This is a genomic window from Ideonella sp. A 288 (genome assembly GCF_002198735.1).
GTDB lineage: Bacteria > Pseudomonadota > Gammaproteobacteria > Burkholderiales > Burkholderiaceae_C > Pseudaquabacterium.
Genome location: NZ_MWLO01000160.1, coordinates 1 through 18,692, shown reverse-complemented (window position 1 = coordinate 18,692; position 18,692 = coordinate 1). Strand labels below are relative to the sequence as shown.

Annotated in this window: 23 protein-coding genes; 15 read left to right on the top strand and 8 right to left on the bottom strand. The window is 73.5% G+C overall.

The window, feature by feature from the left end; translation table 11 throughout:
* Window positions 1–27 precede the first annotated feature (27 nt).
* Window positions 28–822, bottom strand: coding sequence for a hypothetical protein (locus tag EOINJALH_RS29530; RefSeq protein ID WP_234414101.1), 795 nt, complete (start codon window positions 820–822; stop codon window positions 28–30).
* Between the two features lie 8 nt (window positions 823–830).
* Window positions 831–1,487 carry a Crp/Fnr family transcriptional regulator gene (locus EOINJALH_RS29525; RefSeq protein WP_158219948.1) on the bottom strand — a complete coding sequence of 219 codons (657 nt, stop codon included), beginning with the start codon at window positions 1,485–1,487 and terminating at the stop codon, window positions 831–833.
* 311 nt (window positions 1,488–1,798) lie between these two features.
* Between EOINJALH_RS29525 and EOINJALH_RS33255 the strand changes: the two genes are divergently transcribed.
* A complete protein-coding gene (locus EOINJALH_RS33255) occupies window positions 1,799–1,924 on the top strand; it encodes a hypothetical protein (RefSeq protein ID WP_255407148.1) in 126 nt (41 codons plus the stop codon).
* A gap of 83 nt (window positions 1,925–2,007) precedes the next feature.
* Here EOINJALH_RS33255 and EOINJALH_RS29520 read toward each other — a convergent pair whose 3' ends face one another.
* A complete protein-coding gene (locus EOINJALH_RS29520; protein WP_088287028.1) occupies window positions 2,008–2,286 on the bottom strand; it encodes a DUF427 domain-containing protein in 279 nt (92 codons plus the stop codon).
* Window positions 2,287–2,454: 168 nt separating this feature from the next.
* Entirely contained in the window at window positions 2,455–2,607 is a 153-nt protein-coding gene (locus tag EOINJALH_RS32075) for a hypothetical protein (RefSeq protein ID WP_158219947.1), read from the bottom strand.
* A 204-nt stretch (window positions 2,608–2,811) separates the two neighbouring features.
* Here EOINJALH_RS32075 and EOINJALH_RS29515 point away from each other — a divergent pair, with 204 nt between their 5' ends.
* From EOINJALH_RS29515 to EOINJALH_RS29505, 3 genes are all read left to right on the top strand, one after another.
* The gene (locus EOINJALH_RS29515) at window positions 2,812–3,513 is read left to right on the top strand and encodes an ABC transporter ATP-binding protein (RefSeq protein ID WP_088287025.1); all 702 of its coding nucleotides are present in this window, start codon (window positions 2,812–2,814) and stop codon (window positions 3,511–3,513) included.
* A 43-nt stretch (window positions 3,514–3,556) separates the two neighbouring features.
* On the top strand, window positions 3,557–4,819 hold the full coding sequence (locus tag EOINJALH_RS29510) for an ABC transporter permease (RefSeq protein WP_088287022.1): 1,263 nt from the start codon (window positions 3,557–3,559) through the stop codon (window positions 4,817–4,819).
* A gap of 81 nt (window positions 4,820–4,900) precedes the next feature.
* Complete coding sequence (locus EOINJALH_RS29505) at window positions 4,901–5,491, top strand: DUF3299 domain-containing protein (RefSeq protein WP_088287020.1); 591 nt, start codon at window positions 4,901–4,903, stop codon at window positions 5,489–5,491.
* On the opposite strand, the gene EOINJALH_RS29500 is transcribed toward EOINJALH_RS29505, so the two are convergent.
* The gene (locus EOINJALH_RS29500; protein WP_088287017.1) at window positions 5,470–5,703 is read right to left on the bottom strand and encodes a hypothetical protein; all 234 of its coding nucleotides are present in this window, start codon (window positions 5,701–5,703) and stop codon (window positions 5,470–5,472) included. The genes EOINJALH_RS29505 and EOINJALH_RS29500 overlap by 22 nt on opposite strands.
* A gap of 143 nt (window positions 5,704–5,846) precedes the next feature.
* Between EOINJALH_RS29500 and EOINJALH_RS29495 the strand changes: the two genes are divergently transcribed.
* The 3 genes from EOINJALH_RS29495 to EOINJALH_RS29485 all read left to right on the top strand — a co-directional run bounded on the left by EOINJALH_RS29495 (window position 5,847) and on the right by EOINJALH_RS29485 (window position 9,172).
* Window positions 5,847–6,242, top strand: a complete 396-nt coding sequence (locus EOINJALH_RS29495) for a DUF2946 family protein (RefSeq protein WP_088287015.1) — start codon at window positions 5,847–5,849, stop codon at window positions 6,240–6,242.
* Between the two features lie 79 nt (window positions 6,243–6,321).
* A complete protein-coding gene (locus EOINJALH_RS29490; protein WP_144290222.1) occupies window positions 6,322–8,388 on the top strand; it encodes a TonB-dependent receptor in 2,067 nt (688 codons plus the stop codon).
* A gap of 46 nt (window positions 8,389–8,434) precedes the next feature.
* Entirely contained in the window at window positions 8,435–9,172 is a 738-nt protein-coding gene (locus EOINJALH_RS29485; RefSeq protein WP_088287013.1) for an SOS response-associated peptidase, read from the top strand.
* 33 nt (window positions 9,173–9,205) lie between these two features.
* On the opposite strand, the gene EOINJALH_RS29480 is transcribed toward EOINJALH_RS29485, so the two are convergent.
* Window positions 9,206–9,793, bottom strand: coding sequence for an NnrU family protein (locus tag EOINJALH_RS29480; protein ID WP_088287011.1), 588 nt, complete (start codon window positions 9,791–9,793; stop codon window positions 9,206–9,208).
* A gap of 69 nt (window positions 9,794–9,862) precedes the next feature.
* Here EOINJALH_RS29480 and EOINJALH_RS29475 point away from each other — a divergent pair, with 69 nt between their 5' ends.
* Entirely contained in the window at window positions 9,863–10,333 is a 471-nt protein-coding gene (locus EOINJALH_RS29475; RefSeq protein ID WP_088287009.1) for a MaoC family dehydratase, read from the top strand.
* A gap of 28 nt (window positions 10,334–10,361) precedes the next feature.
* Here the strand turns inward: EOINJALH_RS29475 and EOINJALH_RS29470 are convergent, their stop codons facing one another.
* Window positions 10,362–11,645 (bottom strand): lipopolysaccharide assembly protein LapB, encoded by a 1,284-nt coding sequence (locus EOINJALH_RS29470; protein ID WP_088287007.1) that lies wholly within the window; start codon window positions 11,643–11,645, stop codon window positions 10,362–10,364.
* Window positions 11,646–11,778: 133 nt separating this feature from the next.
* Window positions 11,779–12,747 (bottom strand): Tim44 domain-containing protein, encoded by a 969-nt coding sequence (locus EOINJALH_RS29465; protein WP_199873510.1) that lies wholly within the window; start codon window positions 12,745–12,747, stop codon window positions 11,779–11,781.
* Window positions 12,748–12,974: 227 nt separating this feature from the next.
* Here EOINJALH_RS29465 and EOINJALH_RS29460 point away from each other — a divergent pair, with 227 nt between their 5' ends.
* From EOINJALH_RS29460 to soxA, 7 genes are all read left to right on the top strand, one after another.
* Entirely contained in the window at window positions 12,975–13,649 is a 675-nt protein-coding gene (locus tag EOINJALH_RS29460; RefSeq protein ID WP_088287005.1) for an alpha/beta hydrolase, read from the top strand.
* Window positions 13,650–13,779: 130 nt separating this feature from the next.
* Window positions 13,780–14,229, top strand: coding sequence for a (2Fe-2S)-binding protein (locus EOINJALH_RS29455; protein ID WP_088287003.1), 450 nt, complete (start codon window positions 13,780–13,782; stop codon window positions 14,227–14,229).
* Between the two features lie 11 nt (window positions 14,230–14,240).
* The gene (locus EOINJALH_RS29450) at window positions 14,241–16,445 is read left to right on the top strand and encodes a molybdopterin cofactor-binding domain-containing protein (protein WP_088287001.1); all 2,205 of its coding nucleotides are present in this window, start codon (window positions 14,241–14,243) and stop codon (window positions 16,443–16,445) included.
* A gap of 80 nt (window positions 16,446–16,525) precedes the next feature.
* Window positions 16,526–16,927 carry a sulfur oxidation c-type cytochrome SoxX gene (gene soxX, locus EOINJALH_RS29445; RefSeq protein WP_199873509.1) on the top strand — a complete coding sequence of 134 codons (402 nt, stop codon included), beginning with the start codon at window positions 16,526–16,528 and terminating at the stop codon, window positions 16,925–16,927.
* Entirely contained in the window at window positions 16,924–17,376 is a 453-nt protein-coding gene (locus tag EOINJALH_RS29440; RefSeq protein ID WP_088286999.1) for a SoxY-related AACIE arm protein, read from the top strand. The genes soxX and EOINJALH_RS29440 overlap by 4 nt, the downstream gene beginning before the upstream one ends.
* 16 nt (window positions 17,377–17,392) lie before the next feature.
* Window positions 17,393–17,713, top strand: a complete 321-nt coding sequence (soxZ, locus tag EOINJALH_RS29435; protein ID WP_088286997.1) for a thiosulfate oxidation carrier complex protein SoxZ — start codon at window positions 17,393–17,395, stop codon at window positions 17,711–17,713.
* Between the two features lie 74 nt (window positions 17,714–17,787).
* Window positions 17,788–18,540 carry a sulfur oxidation c-type cytochrome SoxA gene (gene soxA, locus EOINJALH_RS29430; RefSeq protein WP_088286995.1) on the top strand — a complete coding sequence of 251 codons (753 nt, stop codon included), beginning with the start codon at window positions 17,788–17,790 and terminating at the stop codon, window positions 18,538–18,540.
* The last annotated feature ends 152 nt before the right edge of the window (window positions 18,541–18,692 follow it).

Sequence of the window (18,692 nt, the reverse complement as noted above, 5' to 3'; positions counted from 1 at the left end):
CTTGGCAAGACGACCGATATTGTGCGGTCAGGCGCCGTCGTCTGGTGGTGGCAGGCCTCCGCCCGAGGGGTCGACGTGTTCGTCGCCCGGCAACGCGTCGTTGGCGCCGCCGAGGCCGGGCTGGGGCGCGTCGTCCAGCGGCTCGGGCGTCGCGCGGGCCAGCGCCATCCACACCGCGAATGGCAGGCGCATCGCCCGCCGGGGGGCCGGGCGGGCCACGTCGAGGGCGCCGGCATCATCGGCCAGCATCACGCCGTAGCACGGGGGAATCTCCTCCGGCAGGGCGATGCCGGCGCGGATCACGTACCAGCACTCGCCGCCGAGCCAGCGGTACGCCTCACCCTTGGTGGGCCGCCGCAGGTCCGACAGCAGGTCGGCACGCCGCACCTTGATCTCGTGGACGATCGGCTCGACGTAGTCCTCCACCGTGGTGTGGCGGATCGAATAGACATCGGGCATGGCCATCGTCCACCCGGCGGCATCGGCATCGCCCGCCTCGGCGCCGACGCGCGCGCGCAGCGCCAGGCCGCGCCACACCACCCGCCCGGCGCGCTGCATCTCGCGCGCCACGCGGGCCACCAGCGCCTCGTGCGCGTCGCGGGCGGCACGATTGCGGCGCAAGGTCTGCGCCAGCACGGCCACGCCGGCGTCGGTGACGCGCAGCGTCTCGCGGCCGTTCCCGTCGCGCACCCGTTCGAGCCACCCGGCGTCGAGCAACTCCACCTCCACCAGGTCCTGGTACGGCCACCCCGCCGAGCGCCAGACCTCGCGCAGCCGGCGCTGGTGCACTGTCCCCAGGGGCGCGGGATCGGATCCGGCCATCACCACCCTCACCAACGCTTGGGCAGCGCCCTCTTCAGCAGGATGCGGTCGCGGCCGACCTCGATGTAGCCGCCCCCGGCCAGCTCCTGCAGGATGCGGTTGACCATGCTGCGCGAGGCGCCCACGCGGTCGGCGATCTTCTGCTGGCTCAAGGGGCCGGGCACGGCGCGCTGGCCGTCCAGGTCCACCGCCAGCTCGTTGAACAGCCGCACCACGCGGCCGTAGACGTCCATCGAGACCAGCCCCTGCACGTTGCGGCTGAGCACGCGCACGCGCTCGATCAGGTGCTGGATGACGTGGAAGGCCAGGTCAGGCCGCTCGGCCAGCGCGCGCTCGAACTCGGGCCGGGTGATCATCGTCAGGCGCGCGCGCGTCAGCGTCTGCACGGTGGCCGTGCGCACCTGGCTTCCCAGCATCAGTTCGCCGAAGTACTCACCCGGGCCCAGCGTGTTGAGCTGCACCTCGCGGCCGTCCTCGTCGGACACGAACACCCGCAACTGGCCCTCGTGCACCAGGTACATCGACAACGCCGGCTCGCCCTCGGCAACCACCAGCGTGCCCTTGGCATGCACCCGCGTCATGCCATGCAGCGCCAACGCCTCCAGCAGCGGGGCGGGCAGGGCGTTCGCCGACGCGGGCGAACCGGCCACGGCAGGATCGATCACTCGCCAGGGCTCCGACCCAGGCCCGGCGGCACCGGCCGCGGGCCGGGTGGGGTGTGCAGCGTCATGCGGCCACATGATGCCGCAAGGCCCGCCACCGCGGCGGCACCTGCACACCACGGCCGCCGCCGCGGTGGCCGGATCGCGGCACCTGGCGCGATCGATGGCGCGGCGCCGCGTTCACTCCGGGACGGATTTCCGTTCACTGTTGAACAGCGGCAGCGTTCACCGCGCGCCTGGCGGGCATGGCGCCGTCGCCGCACGATGGCGTCATGTCTACCCACCCCATCGACCCCTCGCGAAGGAGCCTCCCCATGGCCACCCTGTACCTCGATCTCCGCCTGCGTGAATGCCCCGTGCACCTGATGCACCGCGCGCTGCGACGCATCGGCGCCGTCACCGCCGTGCTGGTGCTGCTGCTGGTGCTCGGCTGCGCATGAGCCCGACCCGGCCTTCAGGCGAGGCGCCACCGTGCGCGCGGCCTTCGGCGTGCGGCCCGCGCCCGAGGGCGCCGCGCCGTGGCTCACACCACCTGCACGCCCTTCCAGAAGGCGACGCGGCCCTTGATCTGCGCCGCGGCCTCGCTGGGTTCGGGGTAGTACCAGACGGCGTCGGGGTTCATCTCGCCGTTGACGAACAGGCTGTGGTAATGCGCCTGGCCCTTCCACACGCAGCTGGTGCGGTGGTTGCTGAAGGTGAGGTACTGGCGGTTCAGCGACGATTCGGGAAAGTAGTGGTTGCCTTCAACCACCACCGTGTCGTCGCTCTCGGCGATGACCGCGCCGTTCCAGATGGCTTTCATGGCAGGCTCCTGCTGTGCTGTCAGGCATCGTACCTGCGTCGGGCCGCGATGGAAAAAAGCCCGCTCGGCCACAGGCCGGCGGGCTGCAAAGACCCCTGCGCGTCAGGACGGTTCAGAGGAGGCAGGGGCGGGTGAAACCGGCGATGCGCCAGCGGCGCGTCCGACCGCTCAGGCCTTGGGAGCCGAGGCGGCGGCCACCAGTTCCGTCACCGCGGCGCTGTCGGGCGAAGCCAGGCCGTTCAAGCCCAGCATCACGCTGAACGTGACGATGGCCGCGAGGGCGAACGAGACGGCTTGCTGGGCGGTGCGGACGGTGGACATGGTGGGCTCCTGGTGGCGGGTGGGGTGGTCGATGGGTGCACTCTAGGCACCGCCGCCGGGCCCGGCGAGCGGATTGCGACGAAGCCGCGGCCGTGCGCGACGAACCGTGGCAACGGCCGATGAACGGCAGACGCCGAGGGCGCTGCTAAGCTGCCGGCGCCTTGCAGCCAACGCCGCGCGCTCCTTGCCCACACCCAGCCACCGATGAGCACGACCTCCGACCCCGGCCTCGCCCTGGCGCTGAACGGCCTGCGCTTCCGCTGGCCTGGCACCGACCACGAGGTGCTGGACATCGAGGCCCTGCAGGTGCCGCGCGGCCAGACACTGTTCGTGCGCGGGCCCAGCGGTTGCGGCAAGAGCACGCTGCTGTCGCTGCTGGCCGGCGTGCTGGTGGCGCGCGACGGCCAGGTGCAGGCGCTGGGCCAGTCGTGGTCGGCGCTGTCGCCGTCGCGGCGCGACCGCTTCCGCGCCGACCACCTGGGCTACATCTTCCAGCAGTTCAACCTGCTGCCCTACCTGTCGGTGCTGGACAACGTGCGATTGCCCTGTCGCTTCTCGCCGCGCCGCGCCGCGCGCACGGCGGCCGGCGCCGCCGAATCGCTGCTGTCCCGCACCGGCCTGCCCGAGCGCCACTGGCGCCGCAGCGCCGGCGAGTTGTCGATCGGCCAGCAACAGCGCGTGGCCGCGGCGCGCGCCCTGATCGGCCAGCCCGAGATCGTCATCGCCGACGAGCCCACCTCGGCGCTCGACGAGCCGCTGCGCGAAGCCTTCATGGACCTGCTGCTCGGCGCCTGCGCCGAAGCCGGCAGCACGCTGGTCTTCGTCAGCCACGACGCGCGGCTGGCCGAGCGCTTCGAGCGCGTGGTCGACCTGCCCACGCTCAACCGGGCGGCGGTGGTGGCATGACCGTGTTGCCCGGCGTGTGGGCGCGAGGCACAGGGGTGCGCCGGTGAAGGCGCTGCTGGCCCTGGCGCTGCGCAGCGCCAGGAACCGCCGCTTCGTGCTGGCGCTGGTGGCGCTGTCGATCGGGCTGTCGACGCTGCTGCTGCTGGGCATCGAACGCCTGCGGCAGGACGTGCGCGACAACTTTTCGCAGGCGGTGTCCGGCACCGACCTGATCGTCGGCGCCCGTACGGGGCCGGTGCAACTGCTGCTGTACTCGGTGTTCCGCATCGGCAACGCCACCAACAACATCCGCTGGACCAGCGCGCAGGCGCTGGCGCAGCACCGGGCGGTGGCCTGGACGGTGCCGCTGTCGCTGGGCGACAGCCACCGCGGCTTCGCGGTGATGGGCACCACCGGCGACTACTTCGTGCACTTCCGCCACGGCGCGCGCGAGCCCCTGCGGATGGCGCAGGGCCAGCCCTTCTCGGGCGTGTTCGATGCGGTGCTCGGCGCCGAGGTCGCGCAGCGCCTGGGCTACACGCTGGGCCGGAAGATCGTGCTGAGCCACGGCGACGGCGCCTTCGCCGCCAACGACCACGCCGACAAGCCCTTCACCGTGGTCGGCATCCTGGCGCCCACCGGCACGCCGGTCGACCGCACGGTGCACATCGGCCTGCAGGGGCTGGAGGCCATCCACCTCGACTGGATGGCCGGCGCACCGATCCCCGGCCAGAAGCTCAGCGCCGAGCAGGCCGCGCAGCGCGACCTGACGCCGCGCAACATCACCGCCATGCTCGTCGGACTGAAGAGCCGCACCGCAGTGTTTGCGCTGCAGCGCGACGTGGCCGCCTTCCGCGACGAACCGCTGCTGGCCATCCTGCCCGGCGTGGCCCTGGACGAGCTGTGGGAGGTGGTTGGCGTCGGCGAGCGCGGCCTGCTGGCCGTGAGCGCGCTGGTGTCGGTGGTCAGCCTGGCCGGCCTGGTGGCGGTGATCCTGGCCGGCCTGAACGAGCGCCGCCGCGAGCTGGCCATCCTGCGCGCCGTGGGCGCCGGGCCGCGCCAGGTGCTGCTGCTGCTGGCCCTGGAAGGCGCGCTGGTCACCCTCGGTGGCGTGCTGCTGGGCATCGCCGCCGGCGCGCTGGCGCTGCTGCTCGGTGCCGACTGGGTGCAGGCGCGTTTCGGCATCGCCCTCAGCACCGGGCTGCCCTCGGTGGCCGAGTGGCGGCTGATCGGCGCGCTGCTGGCCGGTGGCTGGCTGGCCAGCCTGGTGCCGGGCTGGCGCGCCTACCGGCTCTCGCTGGCCGACGGTTTGTCGCCGAGAATCTGACCACCCCCAGGGCCGGGCTGCGCCCAACCCGCCCCCCGAGGGGGTCAAGCCAAGTGGCAGAGCCACATACTCTTGAGAGCCATGACACGCCCCACCCCCCGCCTCGACCGCCGCAGCTGCCTCACCCTGGCGCTGGGTGCCCTGTCGTCCGCCCTGCTGGCCCCAGGGCTGGCCCTGGCCCAGGCCGGCGCCAAGCCGGCCGCCGGCACGCACGTCGAGATCAAGTGGGACGACCTCGTGCCCAAGAACTGGGACCCGATGAAAGACCTGCCCGGCGGCGGCAACATCGGCCTGCTCAACGACGGCGACCCCAAGGCGCAGGACATGCTGAACAAGCTGCGCGAAGCCTGGGACAACGCGCCCACCGTGGCCGCGCTGGACGGTGCCTCGATCAAGCTGCCCGGCTACCTGGTGCCGCTGGACGAGACCAAGGCCGGCCTCAGCGAGTTCCTGCTGGTGCCCTACTTCGGTGCCTGCATCCACACGCCACCGCCGCCGGCCAACCAGATCGTCATGGTCGTGCCGACCAAGCCGCTGCAGGGCTACCGCGCGATGGACACGGTGTGGGTGCGCGGCACGCTGCGCACCGCGCGCGCCGGCTCGCCGATGGGCACCAGCGGCTACCGCATCGAGGCCGCGCTGGTCGACCGCTACACCGCGCCGGCGCGCTGACCCTCGGCGAACCCGCCCAGCCACACCAGCGGCAGGTCGTCGGGCAGCGGCCCCTCGATCACCGACAGGCCGCGCATCAGGTCCCAGCTCGACTCGTGCCAGCCGCCCGCGGCCGGTGCCGCCAAGGCATCGTGGCCCGCCGGGGCCGGCAGGCGGCTGTCGCGGTCCAGCGATCCGGCCGATTGAGTTCGTGCGTGCCACCAGCTTGCCATCGTCGTCTCCGTTGCGGGCCGACCCCCCGCGGGCCGGTGTCGGCATGATCGGCCGCACCCGGGGCGCGCACCATCGCCCGGGGTGGGGACCCGGCTCCCCCCGGAAGGGGGCCCCCCGCGGCCACGCTGCCATACTTCCCGGCGTGACGACCCCGCGCCCCGCCCACCGTCGCCCGCGCCCCGGCCACCAGGTCTTTCTGGTCGCGCTGCTGGCGCTGGTGCTGCTGCTCATGCAGCAGCTCGGGCTGCAGCATGGCCTGACGCACCTGGCAAGCGAGGGCCTTCCGGGGACGGTGTCGAGCACGGCGGGCGTGCCGTCCGACACCGCCTCGGACGATCACGACGGCGACCCCCACGCCGCACACGCCTGCGGCCTGTGCCTGGCCCACGCCGCGCTGGCGTTTGCACTGCCGGCCGCCCTGGCCATCGCCCTTGCCCCGACCGGCGACCAGGCCCCGCCCCGGTCCGCCGCCTGGGCCGCCCGCGCCACGCCCCACCAGGGGCCGTCGGCCCGCGGACCGCCCGCCTTCCTGCGCTGAATCCACCCGCTGGCCTCACCGGCCCGGCCCCGTGCCGGACCGGCAGGCCCATTGCCGTGTTTTCCACAGGAATTGCCCCATGCCCCATCCTTTCCCGATCCGGGCGGCGCTGCGCCGCTCCCCGGTGGCCTGCGCCGTCGCCCTCGTCCTGCTCCACGCCGTCTCGCCGGCCCACGCGGCCGACGCACCTCCGCCCCAGAGCGTCGTCATCACCGGCAACCCGCTGGGCCGCGACGTGCTGACCCAACCCACCAGCGTGCTCACCGGCCCCGAGCTGGTGCTGCGCCGCGGCGGCACGCTCGGCGACACGCTGGCCGGCCTGCCCGGCGTCAGCGCCACCGGTTTCGGCCCGCAGAGCAGCCGGCCGGTCATCCGCGGCCTGGACGGCGACCGCATCCGCCTGCTCGACAACGGCGGCGCCTCGGCCGACGCGTCGAACCTGAGCTTCGACCACGCGGTGGCGCTCGACCCCCTGGTGGCCGAGCGCATCGAGGTGCTGCGCGGCCCAGCCGCGCTGCTGTACGGCGGCAACGCCACCGGCGGCGTGGTCAACACGCTGGACAACCGCATCCCGCGCTTCGCCCTCGACCGCGTGGGGGGCCGTGCCGAAGTGCGCCTGGGCGGTGCCGCGGCCGAGCGGGCCGCCGCCGCGGTGGTGGAAGGTGGCGCCGGCGGCCTGAACTGGCACGCCGACGTGGCCGGCCGCCGTAGCGACGACCTGCGCGTGCCGCGCTTCACCCCGCAGGCCGACGGCGAGGCCCTGCCCGACAGCACCCGCGTGGTCAACAGCGCCGGCCGCAGCCGCGCCGGTGCGCTGGGCCTCGGCTGGGCCGATGCCGATGGCTTCGTCGGGGCCGCCGTCGACAGCCACCGCAACGACTACGGCGTCACGGTCGAACCCGACGTGAGCATCCGCATGCGCCGCGAACGGGTGCAGTTGGCCGGTGAGCGACGCCGCCTGGCCGGGCCGTTCGAGCAGGTGGAGTTCCAGGCCAGCCACACGCGCTACCGCCACGAAGAGGTCGAAGGCACCGGCGAGGTCGGCACCACCTTCCGCAGCACCGGCCGCGAGCTGCGCCTGCAGGCCCGCCATGCCCCGATCGGCCCGCTGCAGGGCATGGTCGGCCTGCAGGCCGAGCAGCTCGACTTCTCGGCCCTCGGCGAGGAGGCCTTCGTGCCCGCCACCCGCACGCGCAGCCAGGCGCTGTTCGCGATCGAGGAGTGGTCGGCCGGCCCGCTGCGCCTGAGCGCCGGCCTGCGGGTGGAGCGCGCGCGGGTGGCGTCCGAGGGCGACGCTGCCGACGCCGAGTTGCCCGATGGGCCCCGCTTCGGCAGCGCCCACGAGCGCCGCTTCGCACCGCGCAGCCTGTCGTTCGGTGCGCAATGGCCGCTGGCCGGCGGCTGGCGCGCCAGCGCCACGGCCGGCCACACCGAGCGCGCGCCGGCCTACTACGAGCTCTACGCCAATGGCGTGCACGTGGCCACCGGCGCCTACGAGCGCGGCGACCCCGGCCTGGACAAGGAGCGCAGCCGCCACCTCGACCTGGGCCTGCAGTGGCAGCAGGGCGCGGCGCAGTTCAAGGCCAACGTGTTCGCGACGCGCTTCGCCAACTACCTGGCCCTGGACGCGACCGGCCGCGACATCGAGGTGCCGAACGAGGACGGCGGCCTCGACGCGGTGCCCGAATACGCCTTCATCGGCGTGCCGGCGCGCCTGCACGGCCTGGAGCTCGAAGGCCGGCTGCGGCTGGCCGAGCGGCCCTGGACGCTGGACGCCAGTGCCGGCCTCGACCTGGTGCGCGGCACCAACCGCGCCACCGGCGAACCGCTGCCGCGCCTGGCGCCGGTGCGGGTGCAGCTGGCGCTCGACGCCGCGCAGGGCGCCTGGCAGGTGGGCCTGCAGCTCACCCACGCCGCCGCCCAGCGCCGCGTGCCCGACACCGACGTGTCCACCGCCGGCCACACGCTGCTGCACCTGCGCGCCAGCTGGCAGCAGCGCCTGCCGGTCGGCACGGCGCTGTGGTACGTCAGGCTGGACAACCTGGGCGACACGCTGGCCTACAACGCCACGGCCTTGCGCACCGCGCGCGAGCTGTCGCCGCTGGGCGGCCGGGCCCTGGGTGCGGGGGTGCGCGTGACCTTCTGACAGCCGCCCCGGCGACGCGGCCGCGTCGCTGTGCGACGATGCCGCCATGTGCGGTCGTTATGTCGTGGCCTATGACCCCGAGACCCTGGTCTCGGGCTTCAGCCTCACGCGCATCCAGCCCTTCGACCGGCACTGGAACCTGGCCCCGCAGGCGCTGGTGCCGGTGGTCTACGAGAGCAAGGCCGGCGAGCGCGTCGGCGAGCTGATGCGCTGGGGCCTGGTGCCGCACTGGGCCGCCGACCCGTCGATCGGCGCCAAGCTCAACAATGCCCGCAGCGAGGGCATGGCCGACAAGCCCTCGTTCCGCCAGGCCGTGCGGCGCCGCCGCTGCCTGCTGCCGGCCAGCGGCTTCTACGAGTGGCAGGCCGTGGCGCCGGTCGGCGCCAAGCCCCTCAAGCAGCCCTGGTACATCAGCCCGCGCGGCGCGCCCTTCTTCCCGATGGCCGGCCTGTTCGAAGCCTGGCGCCCGAAGGACGCGGCCGAGGACACACCCTGGCTGCTCACCTGCTGCGTCGTCACCACCGCGCCCAACGCGGTGATGTCGCCCATCCACGACCGCATGCCGGTGATGGTGCCACCAGAGCACTGGGCCGCCTGGCTGTCGCGCGGACAGCAGGACCCGGCCGCACTGCCGCCGTTGATGCAGGGCCTGCCCGACGGCCAGATGCAGGCCTGGCCGGTGGACCGCGCCGTCGGCCGCTCCAGCGCCCAGGGCCCGCAGCTCATCGAGCCGCTGCCGGGCGCCGAGCCGCAGGCCGGATCGCCCGCCCCCGACCGTTCGTGAGCCGCCCGTTCGGGGGCGCTCAGGCAGCGGCGCTCAGGCCGCGCCACCGAACGGCCGCACGCCGATCCAGGCGCGGTGGGCCCAGAACGCAAAGACCGCCCAGCCCACCACGCCCGCCACCACGGTGATCAGGGTGCCCGCCAGCGTGCCGGCCGGGTAGACCGTCTGCGCCGTGCGGTCGCGGCCGCGGGCGGCGCGGAAGCTCAGTGCCGCCCACACCAGGAAACCGCCGAACAGCAGCAGGTCTGCCAGCGTGTTGTTGGCCAGCAGGTGCGCCAGTGCCCACACCTTGACGCCCAACACCATCGGGTGGTGCAGCCGCGCCTTCAGGCCATTGCGCGGCACGTAGGCGGCCACCAGCAGCACGAAGGCCACCAGCGTCAGCAGGCTGGCCAGGTGGCGCGCCCACACCGGCGACGGCCACAGCACCACCGGCTGCTGCCGCGCCTGGCCGTAGCCCCACACGATCAGCGCGAAGCCCGCGATCGAGACCAGGGTGTAGAGCCCCTTCCACGCCCCTTCGCCGCGCTGCGCGATGAAGCGGCCGCGCGCGCCGTCGGCCACGATGCGCACCGAATGCATGCCGAGGAACAGCACCAGGCCCAGGATCAACACGCTCATTGTCTTCCTCTCGTTCGCCGCGGTGGCATCGGAGAAGATTCTCGCCGCCACCGGCTATGCTGGTCCGCCATGAGCGACAACAGCCCCACGCCACGCCTGCACTGGGAAGACTTCCCGCCCGGCCTGGTGCGCGAGTTCGGCCACACGGAGGTCACCCGCGAGGCCACCATCGCCTTCGCCGCGGCCTTCGACCCGCAGCCCTTCCACCTCGACGACGCAGCCGCCGAGGCCTCGCTGTTCGGCCGGCTGACGGCCAGCGGCTGGCACACCTGCGCCATGGCCATGCGCATGATCTGCGACGACCACCTGCTCGACAGCGCCAGCCTCGGCAGCCCCGGCATGGACCAGCTGCGCTGGCTTCAGCCCGTGGGCCCCGGCGACACGCTGCGCGTGCGCCTGACGGTGCTCGACGCCCGCCCCATGGCCAGCCGGCCCGGCGTGGGCCTGGTGCAGTCGCGCTGGGAGGTGTTCAACCAGCACGACCAGGCCGTGCTTTCGATGCAGGGCTGGGGGATGTTCCGGCGGCAGCCAGGCCCCTGAGCGTGCGGGCCCGGGCCGGGGCGGCGCGTCAGGGCTTCTTCGCGCTCGTCACGAACAGCGACCACACCCGCGCCAGGTCGGCCGCACCGTCGCCACCCTTGACGGCGGCGAACGCCTTCACCGCGTCGTCCTTGCGGCCGGCGCGCCATTGCACGATGCCCTGGTGCAGCAGTGCCTCGTCGGGCCGGCGCAGGCCGCCCTTGGCGATGCCTTGCTCGGTCAGCGACACGGCCTTGTCGTGCAGGCCGGCGCCCGACATCGCGAAACCGAGGCTCACCAGCGCATTGCCGTCCTTGCCCGCCAGCGCGGCCTTCTCGCTCTCGGCCAGGCCGGCGCGGTCCACCGCCGCCGCCTTGGTGGCCTGCTCGCGCAGCTTCACGTGGGCCGGCCCTTCCTTGCCCTTGCCCAGCGCACCGGCGCCAAAGCCCTCGTCCAGAAGCGCCTGGGCCTCGGCCGGCAGGCCCACCTGCTGCGCGCGCGCCGCCATGTCGGCCAGCTCGTCGGGTTCGAGCACCAGGCCCACCGCGCGCATCAGGCGGTAGGCGTCCAGCCGCAGCCGGTTGCCGTCGAAGCCGGGCTTGCGCTCCACGCGCGAGATCAGGTCGGCCCAGTAGTCGACCTTCGGATGCTGCTGGGCCAGGCGCTCCAGGGTGGCCACGTAGCCGTCGTTGTCGCCGAGCTTGTTCTGCGCGAAGGCCAGGTTGCGCAGCAGCGTCTCGGGGCTGCCGAGGCCGGCGGCCTCATCGGCCGCGACGATGGCCCGGGCCTCGCGCACCGAGCCGGCGAAGTCGCCGGTCTCGGCCAGCAACTGCGGCAGGGCCCGGCGGAGCGCGGCATCGGCCCCGCCCAGGTCCTTGTAGCGGCCGAGCCAGGTGATCGCACGCGGATAGTCCTTGGCCTGGATGGCCAGACGGACGATCACATCGGTCAGCGGCAGCTTGTCGGTGGCGGGCAGATGCTGGGAGGCGAGCGAGGCCTCCAGGCTGGCCGAGGCCATCGCCGTGTCGCCCGCCTCGAGCGCCGCCACGCCCTTGATGCGCTGGATGGCATAGGCCTCGTACGAGGTCAGCGCTGGCACTGCCTCGGCCAGCGCCACCTGGGCCAGGGCGCCCTTGCCGTCCTTGGCCTTCAGCAGCGCCTGTGCCTCCTGCAGGGGCTTGCCCACTTCGACCCTGACGGTGGGCCCGGCGGGTGCGCTGGCGGCCGGGGCGGCCGGCGCCGGCTGGGCACCCGCGGTGGCGGTGAAGGCTGCCAGCAGCAGCACGGCCAGGGGGCGCCGCAGCGCGAGACGGAAGGGGTGGTGTCGGTTCACGGCTCGTTGGGGCTGGGTGGCGGGAAGCGGGAGTGTAGGGGTGGCGGCACCCGGCGCCGCAGTGGCGCCGTGCAGCCCCCACGGAATGCAAAACGGCGGCCGAAGCCGCCGTTGGAAACCGGTGTTCAGGCCGTCACTGGGTCGGCGCGATGCCGGCAATGGCCCAGTCGCCGCTGGCGTCGACCGGGCGAACCAGATGCCAGAGCTCGTCGAAGGGCTCGGCGCCGGCATCGGCGGCTTCGCGGATCAGGCCCTGGAAGCGCACCGTGACGATGTGCTGGCCGGCCTCGGTGGCGGTGTCGACGACCTTGGCGTCGAGTTGCACCACGTCGGTCTTCTGGGTGGCGCTGCCGCGCTCCAGCAGATCGGCCTTCAGCGACGCGAACAGCTCGGGCGTGGTGAAGCGGCGCAAGTCGTCCACGTTGGCCGCGTCGTTGGCGGCCTGCAGGCGGATGAACACCAGCTTGGCCACGCGCTCGAACTCGGCGGCCGGCATGCCGTCGGGCAGGGCCACGGCGGCCGATGCAGCACCCACGGACGGCGTCGAGGCGGCCGCACCCGCACCCATGGCCGGGGTGGCCGCAGGGGCCAGGCTGCTGCGCGCCATCGCGGGCTCCTGCCGATGATCCGGCATGCCGGTGGCGGCGCCGATCGGCGCGCCTGCGCCGGCCAGCTGCGGGCCACCCATGCTGCGGCGCGCACCGCCGCCGAAGCGGCCCATCGCCCAGCGGATCACCATGAAGGCGGCCAGCGCCAGCAGCACCATCATCACCACATTGGCCAGGCCTTCGCCCATGCCCAGGTGGCTGAACAGCGCGGCCAGGCCGATGCCCGCGGCCAGACCGGCCAGCGGACCCATCCACGAGCGCTTGCCGGCGGCCGCCGCAGCGGCCGGTGCCGCAGCGGCGGCGGGCACGGCCGCGTTGGCCCCGGGCGTGGCGGCCGGCGTGGCCGGCGTGGCGTTGGGCGACTGGGCAGGCGTCTGCCGCTGCATGCCGGCCGCCTTGCCACTGCCCAGGCGCTTGGCCTCGGATTCCATCGGCGCCAGGCTCAGCGTGAGCCCGGCCACCGCCATCGAAAGTGCCACCAGCAAGGTCTTCAAGTGAGTCTCCTGTTCAATTCGCATGCACGCCCGTGGGTTGCGGCCATGCCCTCGGATCACTGACGGGCCGATTGGTTCCGTGAAGGTTCCGCCAAACGCCCGATCCCGGCGGATCGGCAGGTGGGGTTCCCGGCCCGGAATGCAAGCCCCGACAGCACCGGATGCTGCCATGCCTGGGCCCGCAGCGCATACGATGATCGCATCCCCGCAGCCGCATCGAGGCCAACATGCCCTTGGACACCATCGAACTGTGCCCCGCCGCCGAACCGGTGGCCTCGTTGATCGTCCTGCACGGCCTGGGCGCCGACGGCACCGATTTCCTGCCGATGTGCGACGAGCTGGATCTGTCGGCCGTCGGCCCGGTGCGCTGCGTGATGCCGCGGGCCGCGGTGCGGCCGGTGACGATCAACAACGGCTACCGCATGCGCGCCTGGTACGACATCCTGGCGCCGCTGGGCGGTGCGGGCGCCGGTCGGCCGGAGGACGAGGCCGGCCTGCGCGATTCGCTGCAGCAGGTGCACGCGCTGATCGACCGCGAGGTGGTGCGCGGCATCCCGGCCCGGCGCATCGTGCTGTCGGGCTTCTCGCAGGGCTGCGCGATGGCCCTGCTGGCCGGCCTGCGCTACCCACAGCGCCTGGCTGGCATCGCCGGCCTGTCGGGCTACCTGCCGCTGGCCACCACCACCGCCGCCGAGCGCCACGCCGCCAACGCCGACGTGCCGGTGTTCCTGGCCCACGGCCGCGACGACGACGTGGTGGTGCCGGCCCGCGGCGAGGCCGCCCGCGAGGCCTTGAAGGCCCTGGGCTACGCCGTCGACTGGCACGCCTACCCGATGGCCCACTCGGTGTGCCTGGAAGAGATCACCGCACTGAACCGCTGGCTGCTGCGCGCCTGGGCCTGAGGCCCGGCCGGCCGCCCGGCGCACCGGGCGAGCACGCCTGCCGCGCGTCGCACGCGTGCTCGTCTACACCGATGCAGGGTCTTCCGGTCCCGGAGGATGATCGCGCCTTCCGACCAGGGGAGACCGCAGGATGGCCACGCTCAACGTCAATGGCAAGGTGCTGACGCACGACGCCGAGCCCGACACCCCGCTGCTGTGGGTGCTGCGCGAGCAGCTCGGCCTCACCGGCACCAAATACGGCTGCGGCATCGCCCAGTGCGGCGCCTGCACGGTGCACATCGACGGCCAGGCGGTGCGCAGCTGCGCGCGGCCGGTGTCGTCGGTCGGTGCCGGCGAGAAGGTCACCACCATCGAGGGCCTGTCGCCCGACAGCTCGCACCCGGTGCAGAAGGCCTGGGCCCAGCTCGACGTGCCGCAATGCGGCTTCTGCCAGAGCGGCATGCTGATGACCGCGGCCGCGCTGCTGAAGAGCAAGCCTCAGCCCACCGACGCCGACATCGACGCCACGGTCACCAACATCTGCCGCTGCGGCACCTACAACCGGGTGCGCGCGGCCATCAAGCTGGCCGCCAAGGCCTGAGGGAGACGACGATGGCACTCACCGCTCATCCCACGTCCCCCGCCCGCCGGCGCTTCCTGGCCAGCAGCTCGGCCGCCGGTGGCGGGCTGGTGCTGGCCTTCCACATCCCCGGCCTGCAGCCCGAGGCCCACGCCCAAGGGGCCGCCCAGGGCGCCGAGGTCAACGCCTGGGTGATGATCCACCCCGACGAGACCGTGGTCGTGCGCATCGCCCGCAGCGAGATGGGGCAGGGCACGCTCACCGGGCTGTCGCAGCTGGTGGCCGAAGAGCTGGAATGCGACTGGGCCCGCGTGCGCACCGAATACCCCACGCCGGGGCAGAACCTGGCCCGGCAACGCGTGTGGGGCAACTTCGGCACCGGCGGCAGCCGCGGCGTGCGCGATTCGCACGACTACGTGCGCAAGGGCGGCGCCGCCGCGCGGCTGATGCTGGTGCAGGCCGCCGCCGCCGAGTGGAAGGTGCCTGCCGCCGAGTGCCGCACCGCCGCCGGCGTGATCACCCACCCGGGCAGCGGCCGGCGCACCACCTATGGCCAGGTGGCCGCGGCCGCGGCCAAGGTGGCAGCGCCCACCGACGTCAAGCTGAAAGACCCGAAGGACTGGACCATCGCCGGCAAGCCCGTCAAGCGGCTGGACACCGCCGACAAGCTCAACGGCAAGCAGGTCTACGGCATGGACTTCAAGCTGCCGGGCATGCTCAACGCCGCCATCAAGGACTGCCCGGTGTTCGGCGGCAAGCTCGCATCGTTCGACGCCGCCGCCATCCAGGGCAGGCCCGGCGTCAAGCAGGTGCTGCGCGTGGGCGACAGTGCCGTCGCCGTGGTGGCCGACACCTGGTGGCACGCCAAGACCGCGCTCGACGCCCTGCCGGTGAAGTGGGACGAAGGCGCCCACGCCAATGCCTCGAGCGCGGCCTTCGCCGCCACCCTGAAGGCCGCGCTGGACGCGCCCGAGGCCGCCGCCGCCAACACCGTGGGCGACGCCCGTGGCGCGCTGGCGCAGGCCGCGCGCAAGGTGGAGGCGGTGTACTCGTACCCGCACCAGAACCACGCCTGCATGGAGACGATGAACGCCACCGCGCGCTACACCGCCGAGCGCTGCGAGGTGTGGTGCCCCACCCAGAACGGCGAGGCCGCGCTGGCCGCCACCGCCGAGGCCTCGGGCCTGCCGGCGGCACAGTGCGACGTGCACAAGATCCACCTCGGCGGCGGCTTCGGCCGCCGCGGCATGAGCGACTACGTGCGCCAGGCGGTGCTCATCGCCAAGCAGATGCCCGGCACGCCGGTCAAGCTGATCTGGTCGCGCGAGGAGGACATGCTGCATGGGCGTTTCCACCCCATCACCCAGTGCAAGCTGCAGGCCGGGTTGGATGCCCAGGGCAAGCTCACCGCGCTGCACATGCGGCTGGCCGGGCAATCGATCCTGTCGGCGGTGTTCCCGCAGAACGTCAAGAACGGGCTCGACCCGGTGGTCTTCCAGGGCCTGAACCCCAGCGGGCCCGAGGCCGGCATCGGCTACACGGTGCCCAACCTGCTGATCGACCACGCCATGCGCAACCCGCATGTGCCGCCGGGCTTCTGGCGCGGCGTCAACCTCAACCAGAACGCCATCTACCTGGAATGCTTCCTCGACGAGGTGGCGCATGCCGCCGGACGCGACCCGCTGGCCCTGCGGCGCGAGCTGATGGCCAACCATCCCAAGCACCTGGCCGTGCTGGAAGCCGCCGCGCGCCGCGCCGGCTGGGGCACGCCGGCCCCCGACGTGAACGGGCAGAAGGTGTTCCGCGGCCTGGCCCAGACCATGGGCTTCGGCAGCTACGTGGCGGCCTGCGCCGAGGTCTCGGTCAGCGCGGAGGGCGCGCTCACCGTGCACCGCATCGTCGCCGCCACCGACTGCGGCCACGCCGTCAACCCGCAGCAGATCGAGGCCCAGGTCGAGGGCTCGTTCGCCTACGGCCTGTCGGCGGCGCTGTACGGCGAATGCACCGTCAAGAACGGCCGCATCGAGCAGGACAACTTCCACACCTACCCGGTGGTGCGGATGGCCCAGATGCCCAAGGTCGAGACCATCGTGATGCCCTCGGGCGGCTTCTGGGGCGGTGTCGGCGAACCCACCATCGCGGTGGCCGCCCCGGCGGTGCTCAATGCCATCTTCGCCGCCACCGGCCGGCGCATCCGCGACCTGCCGCTGAAGGACCAGAACCTGCGGAAGGCCTGAAATGACGCCCCCACGCTCACTGCGTTCGCTGCCCCCCGAGGGGGCTCTCAGTCCCTTCGGAACGGCCGGGCGGTACTGAGATGCCGCAGCCCGGCGGGCTGGCTGCGATGGTCGTGGGTGCCTGGCTCGCCGCCACCACGTCGGCGGCCGCCGACGCACCGACCGGCGACGCCACCCGCGGCGCGGCGCTGGTGGCCAGCCGCAGCCAGGGCTTGTGCGTGCTGTGCCATGCGGTGCCTGGGGTGCCGGCGTCACAGCAGGGCACGCTGGCACCCGACCTGGCGGGGGCCGGCGCGCGCTGGTCCGCCGCGCAGTTGCGCGAGCGGCTGGTCGACCCCGAGCGCCTCAACCCCGGCTCGCTGATGCCCTCGTACCGGCGCACCGACGGCCTGCAACGCGTGGCACCGGCGCGGCAGGGCCGGCCGCTGTTCGATGCACAACAGCTGGAAGACGTGGTGGCCTACCTCGCCACGCTCAAATGAGCCAGGCATCGCGCCGCCAGGTGGTCGTCGCCGGGCTGCTCGCCTCGGTGACGCTGCGGCCGCTGCGGGCCGCCGAGTTGCCGCTCGAACCCGGCCTGCGCGAGGCCATCCGTGCCTGGTCCGGCACGGTCACCCCGCGCGACGGCCGCGTCACGCTCGACATCGCGCCACTGGTCGACAACGGCAACACCGTGCCGGTGACGGTGCGCGTCGACAGCCCGATGACCGAGGCCGACCACGTGCGCGAGCTGGTGATCTTCAACGAGCGCAACCCGCAGCGCGACGTCGCACAGTTCACGCTGGGGCCGGCCAACGGCCGCGCCGAGGTGTCCACCCGCATCCGCCTGGCCACCACGCAGCGCCTGGTGGCGTTGGCGCGGATGAGCGACCACAGCGTCTGGCAGCAGCAGGTCGAAGTCATCGTGACCCTGGCCGCCTGCATCGAATAGCCCCTTCGCACGCGCCATGGCCCGCAGCCTGATCCACCTGCCCCCGACGCCGCGCCGCGGCGACGTCATCGAGGTGCGCGTGACGCTCGCCCACCCGATGGAAACCGGCTACCGATCCGACGACCTCGGCCGGCCGCTGCCGCGCAACATCGTCACCCAGTTCGACTGCCGCTACGGCGAGCGCACGGTGTTCAGCGCCCGCCTGTACCCGGCCGTGGCGGCCAACCCCTTCGTCGCGTTCTTCCTGCGCGTCGAAGCCAGTGGCACCCTCACCTTCACCTGGGAGGGCGACCACGGCTTCCGGCAGACCGAGACGGTGGCGCTGAACGTGGCATGAGCAGCCACGGACCGCCAGGCGCGATCCCTTGTGCGCGTCTCCCGGAGGGCCGTCGCGCCAGCCGCCGCGCAACGATGGCCTGCACGGCTGCAGCCGCGGCCGCCCTGGCGGTGGCCGCCGCGCACGCCGCCGACGACGCCCGCCGCCCCGGGTCGGCGTTCATGTCGCCGGCGCTGCAGGCGATGCAGGCCGACGACAGCCTGAACCCGGCGCAGCTGTGGGTGAAGGAAGGCGAGGCGCTGTGGTCGCGGCCGCCCGCCAACGGCCGAGCCTGCAGCGGCTGCCACGCCGCGGGCAGCGAGCGCGGCATGGCCAGCCGCTACCCCGCATACGACGCGTCCCTTGGCCGGCCGGTCACGCTGGCCGGCCGCATCGACGCCTGCCGCCAGCGCCACCAGCAGGCCGCGCCCCAGGGCGCCGACGGCCCCGAGCTGCTGGCCCTGGCCGCCTGGCTGGCACAGGCCTCGCGAGGCCTGCCGCTGGCACCGCCCGACCACCCCCGCCTGGCGCCCTGGGCCGCCCGCGGCGAGCGGCTGTGGCAGCTGCGCCTGGGCCAGCTCAACCTGGCCTGCGCGTCCTGCCACGACCAGCACGCCGGCCAACGCCTGGGCGGCGCGCCGATCCCGCAGGCCCACCCCACCGGCTATCCCACCTACCGCCTGGAATGGCAGGGTCTTGGCTCACTGCCACGGCGTGTGCGCAGCTGCCTGGCCGGGGTGCGCGCCGAACCGTTCGCGGCCGATTCCGACGATGGCCTGGCGATCGAACTGCACCTGGCCCGCCGCGCCGCCGGCATGCCGCTCGAGGGGCCCGCGGTGCGCCCCTGATGCGTCGGTACCGTCCATGGGGGAGCCCTGCAGTTGGGAAGGGGCTCGTAACGGACGTTCTGCGTGCAGTGGGGCTGGACCGTGTCCCGACCTTTGGGCGCTGAGGCGGCAAAGCCGCGGCCGGGCAGGCCGCAGCACGCGACCTCCGGCGG

Coding starts and splice junctions, on each gene's coding strand:
- EOINJALH_RS29450 (WP_088287001.1), top strand. CDS start 14,241: ATGGCACTCACCGCTCATCCCACGTCCCCCGCCCGCCGGCGCTTCCTG.
- EOINJALH_RS29505 (WP_088287020.1), top strand. CDS start 4,901: ATGACACGCCCCACCCCCCGCCTCGACCGCCGCAGCTGCCTCACCCTG.
- EOINJALH_RS29460 (WP_088287005.1), top strand. CDS start 12,975: ATGCCCTTGGACACCATCGAACTGTGCCCCGCCGCCGAACCGGTGGCC.
- soxA (WP_088286995.1), top strand. CDS start 17,788: ATGGCCTGCACGGCTGCAGCCGCGGCCGCCCTGGCGGTGGCCGCCGCG.
- EOINJALH_RS29515 (WP_088287025.1), top strand. CDS start 2,812: ATGAGCACGACCTCCGACCCCGGCCTCGCCCTGGCGCTGAACGGCCTG.
- EOINJALH_RS29475 (WP_088287009.1), top strand. CDS start 9,863: ATGAGCGACAACAGCCCCACGCCACGCCTGCACTGGGAAGACTTCCCG.
- EOINJALH_RS33255 (WP_255407148.1), top strand. CDS start 1,799: ATGGCCACCCTGTACCTCGATCTCCGCCTGCGTGAATGCCCCGTGCAC.
- EOINJALH_RS32075 (WP_158219947.1), bottom strand. CDS start 2,607: ATGTCCACCGTCCGCACCGCCCAGCAAGCCGTCTCGTTCGCCCTCGCG.
- EOINJALH_RS29500 (WP_088287017.1), bottom strand. CDS start 5,703: ATGGCAAGCTGGTGGCACGCACGAACTCAATCGGCCGGATCGCTGGAC.
- EOINJALH_RS29455 (WP_088287003.1), top strand. CDS start 13,780: ATGGCCACGCTCAACGTCAATGGCAAGGTGCTGACGCACGACGCCGAG.
- EOINJALH_RS29490 (WP_144290222.1), top strand. CDS start 6,322: ATGCCCCATCCTTTCCCGATCCGGGCGGCGCTGCGCCGCTCCCCGGTG.
- EOINJALH_RS29530 (WP_234414101.1), bottom strand. CDS start 822: ATGGCCGGATCCGATCCCGCGCCCCTGGGGACAGTGCACCAGCGCCGG.
- EOINJALH_RS29440 (WP_088286999.1), top strand. CDS start 16,924: ATGAGCCAGGCATCGCGCCGCCAGGTGGTCGTCGCCGGGCTGCTCGCC.
- EOINJALH_RS29520 (WP_088287028.1), bottom strand. CDS start 2,286: ATGAAAGCCATCTGGAACGGCGCGGTCATCGCCGAGAGCGACGACACG.
- soxX (WP_199873509.1), top strand. CDS start 16,526: ATGCCGCAGCCCGGCGGGCTGGCTGCGATGGTCGTGGGTGCCTGGCTC.
- EOINJALH_RS29480 (WP_088287011.1), bottom strand. CDS start 9,793: ATGAGCGTGTTGATCCTGGGCCTGGTGCTGTTCCTCGGCATGCATTCG.
- EOINJALH_RS29485 (WP_088287013.1), top strand. CDS start 8,435: ATGTGCGGTCGTTATGTCGTGGCCTATGACCCCGAGACCCTGGTCTCG.
- soxZ (WP_088286997.1), top strand. CDS start 17,393: ATGGCCCGCAGCCTGATCCACCTGCCCCCGACGCCGCGCCGCGGCGAC.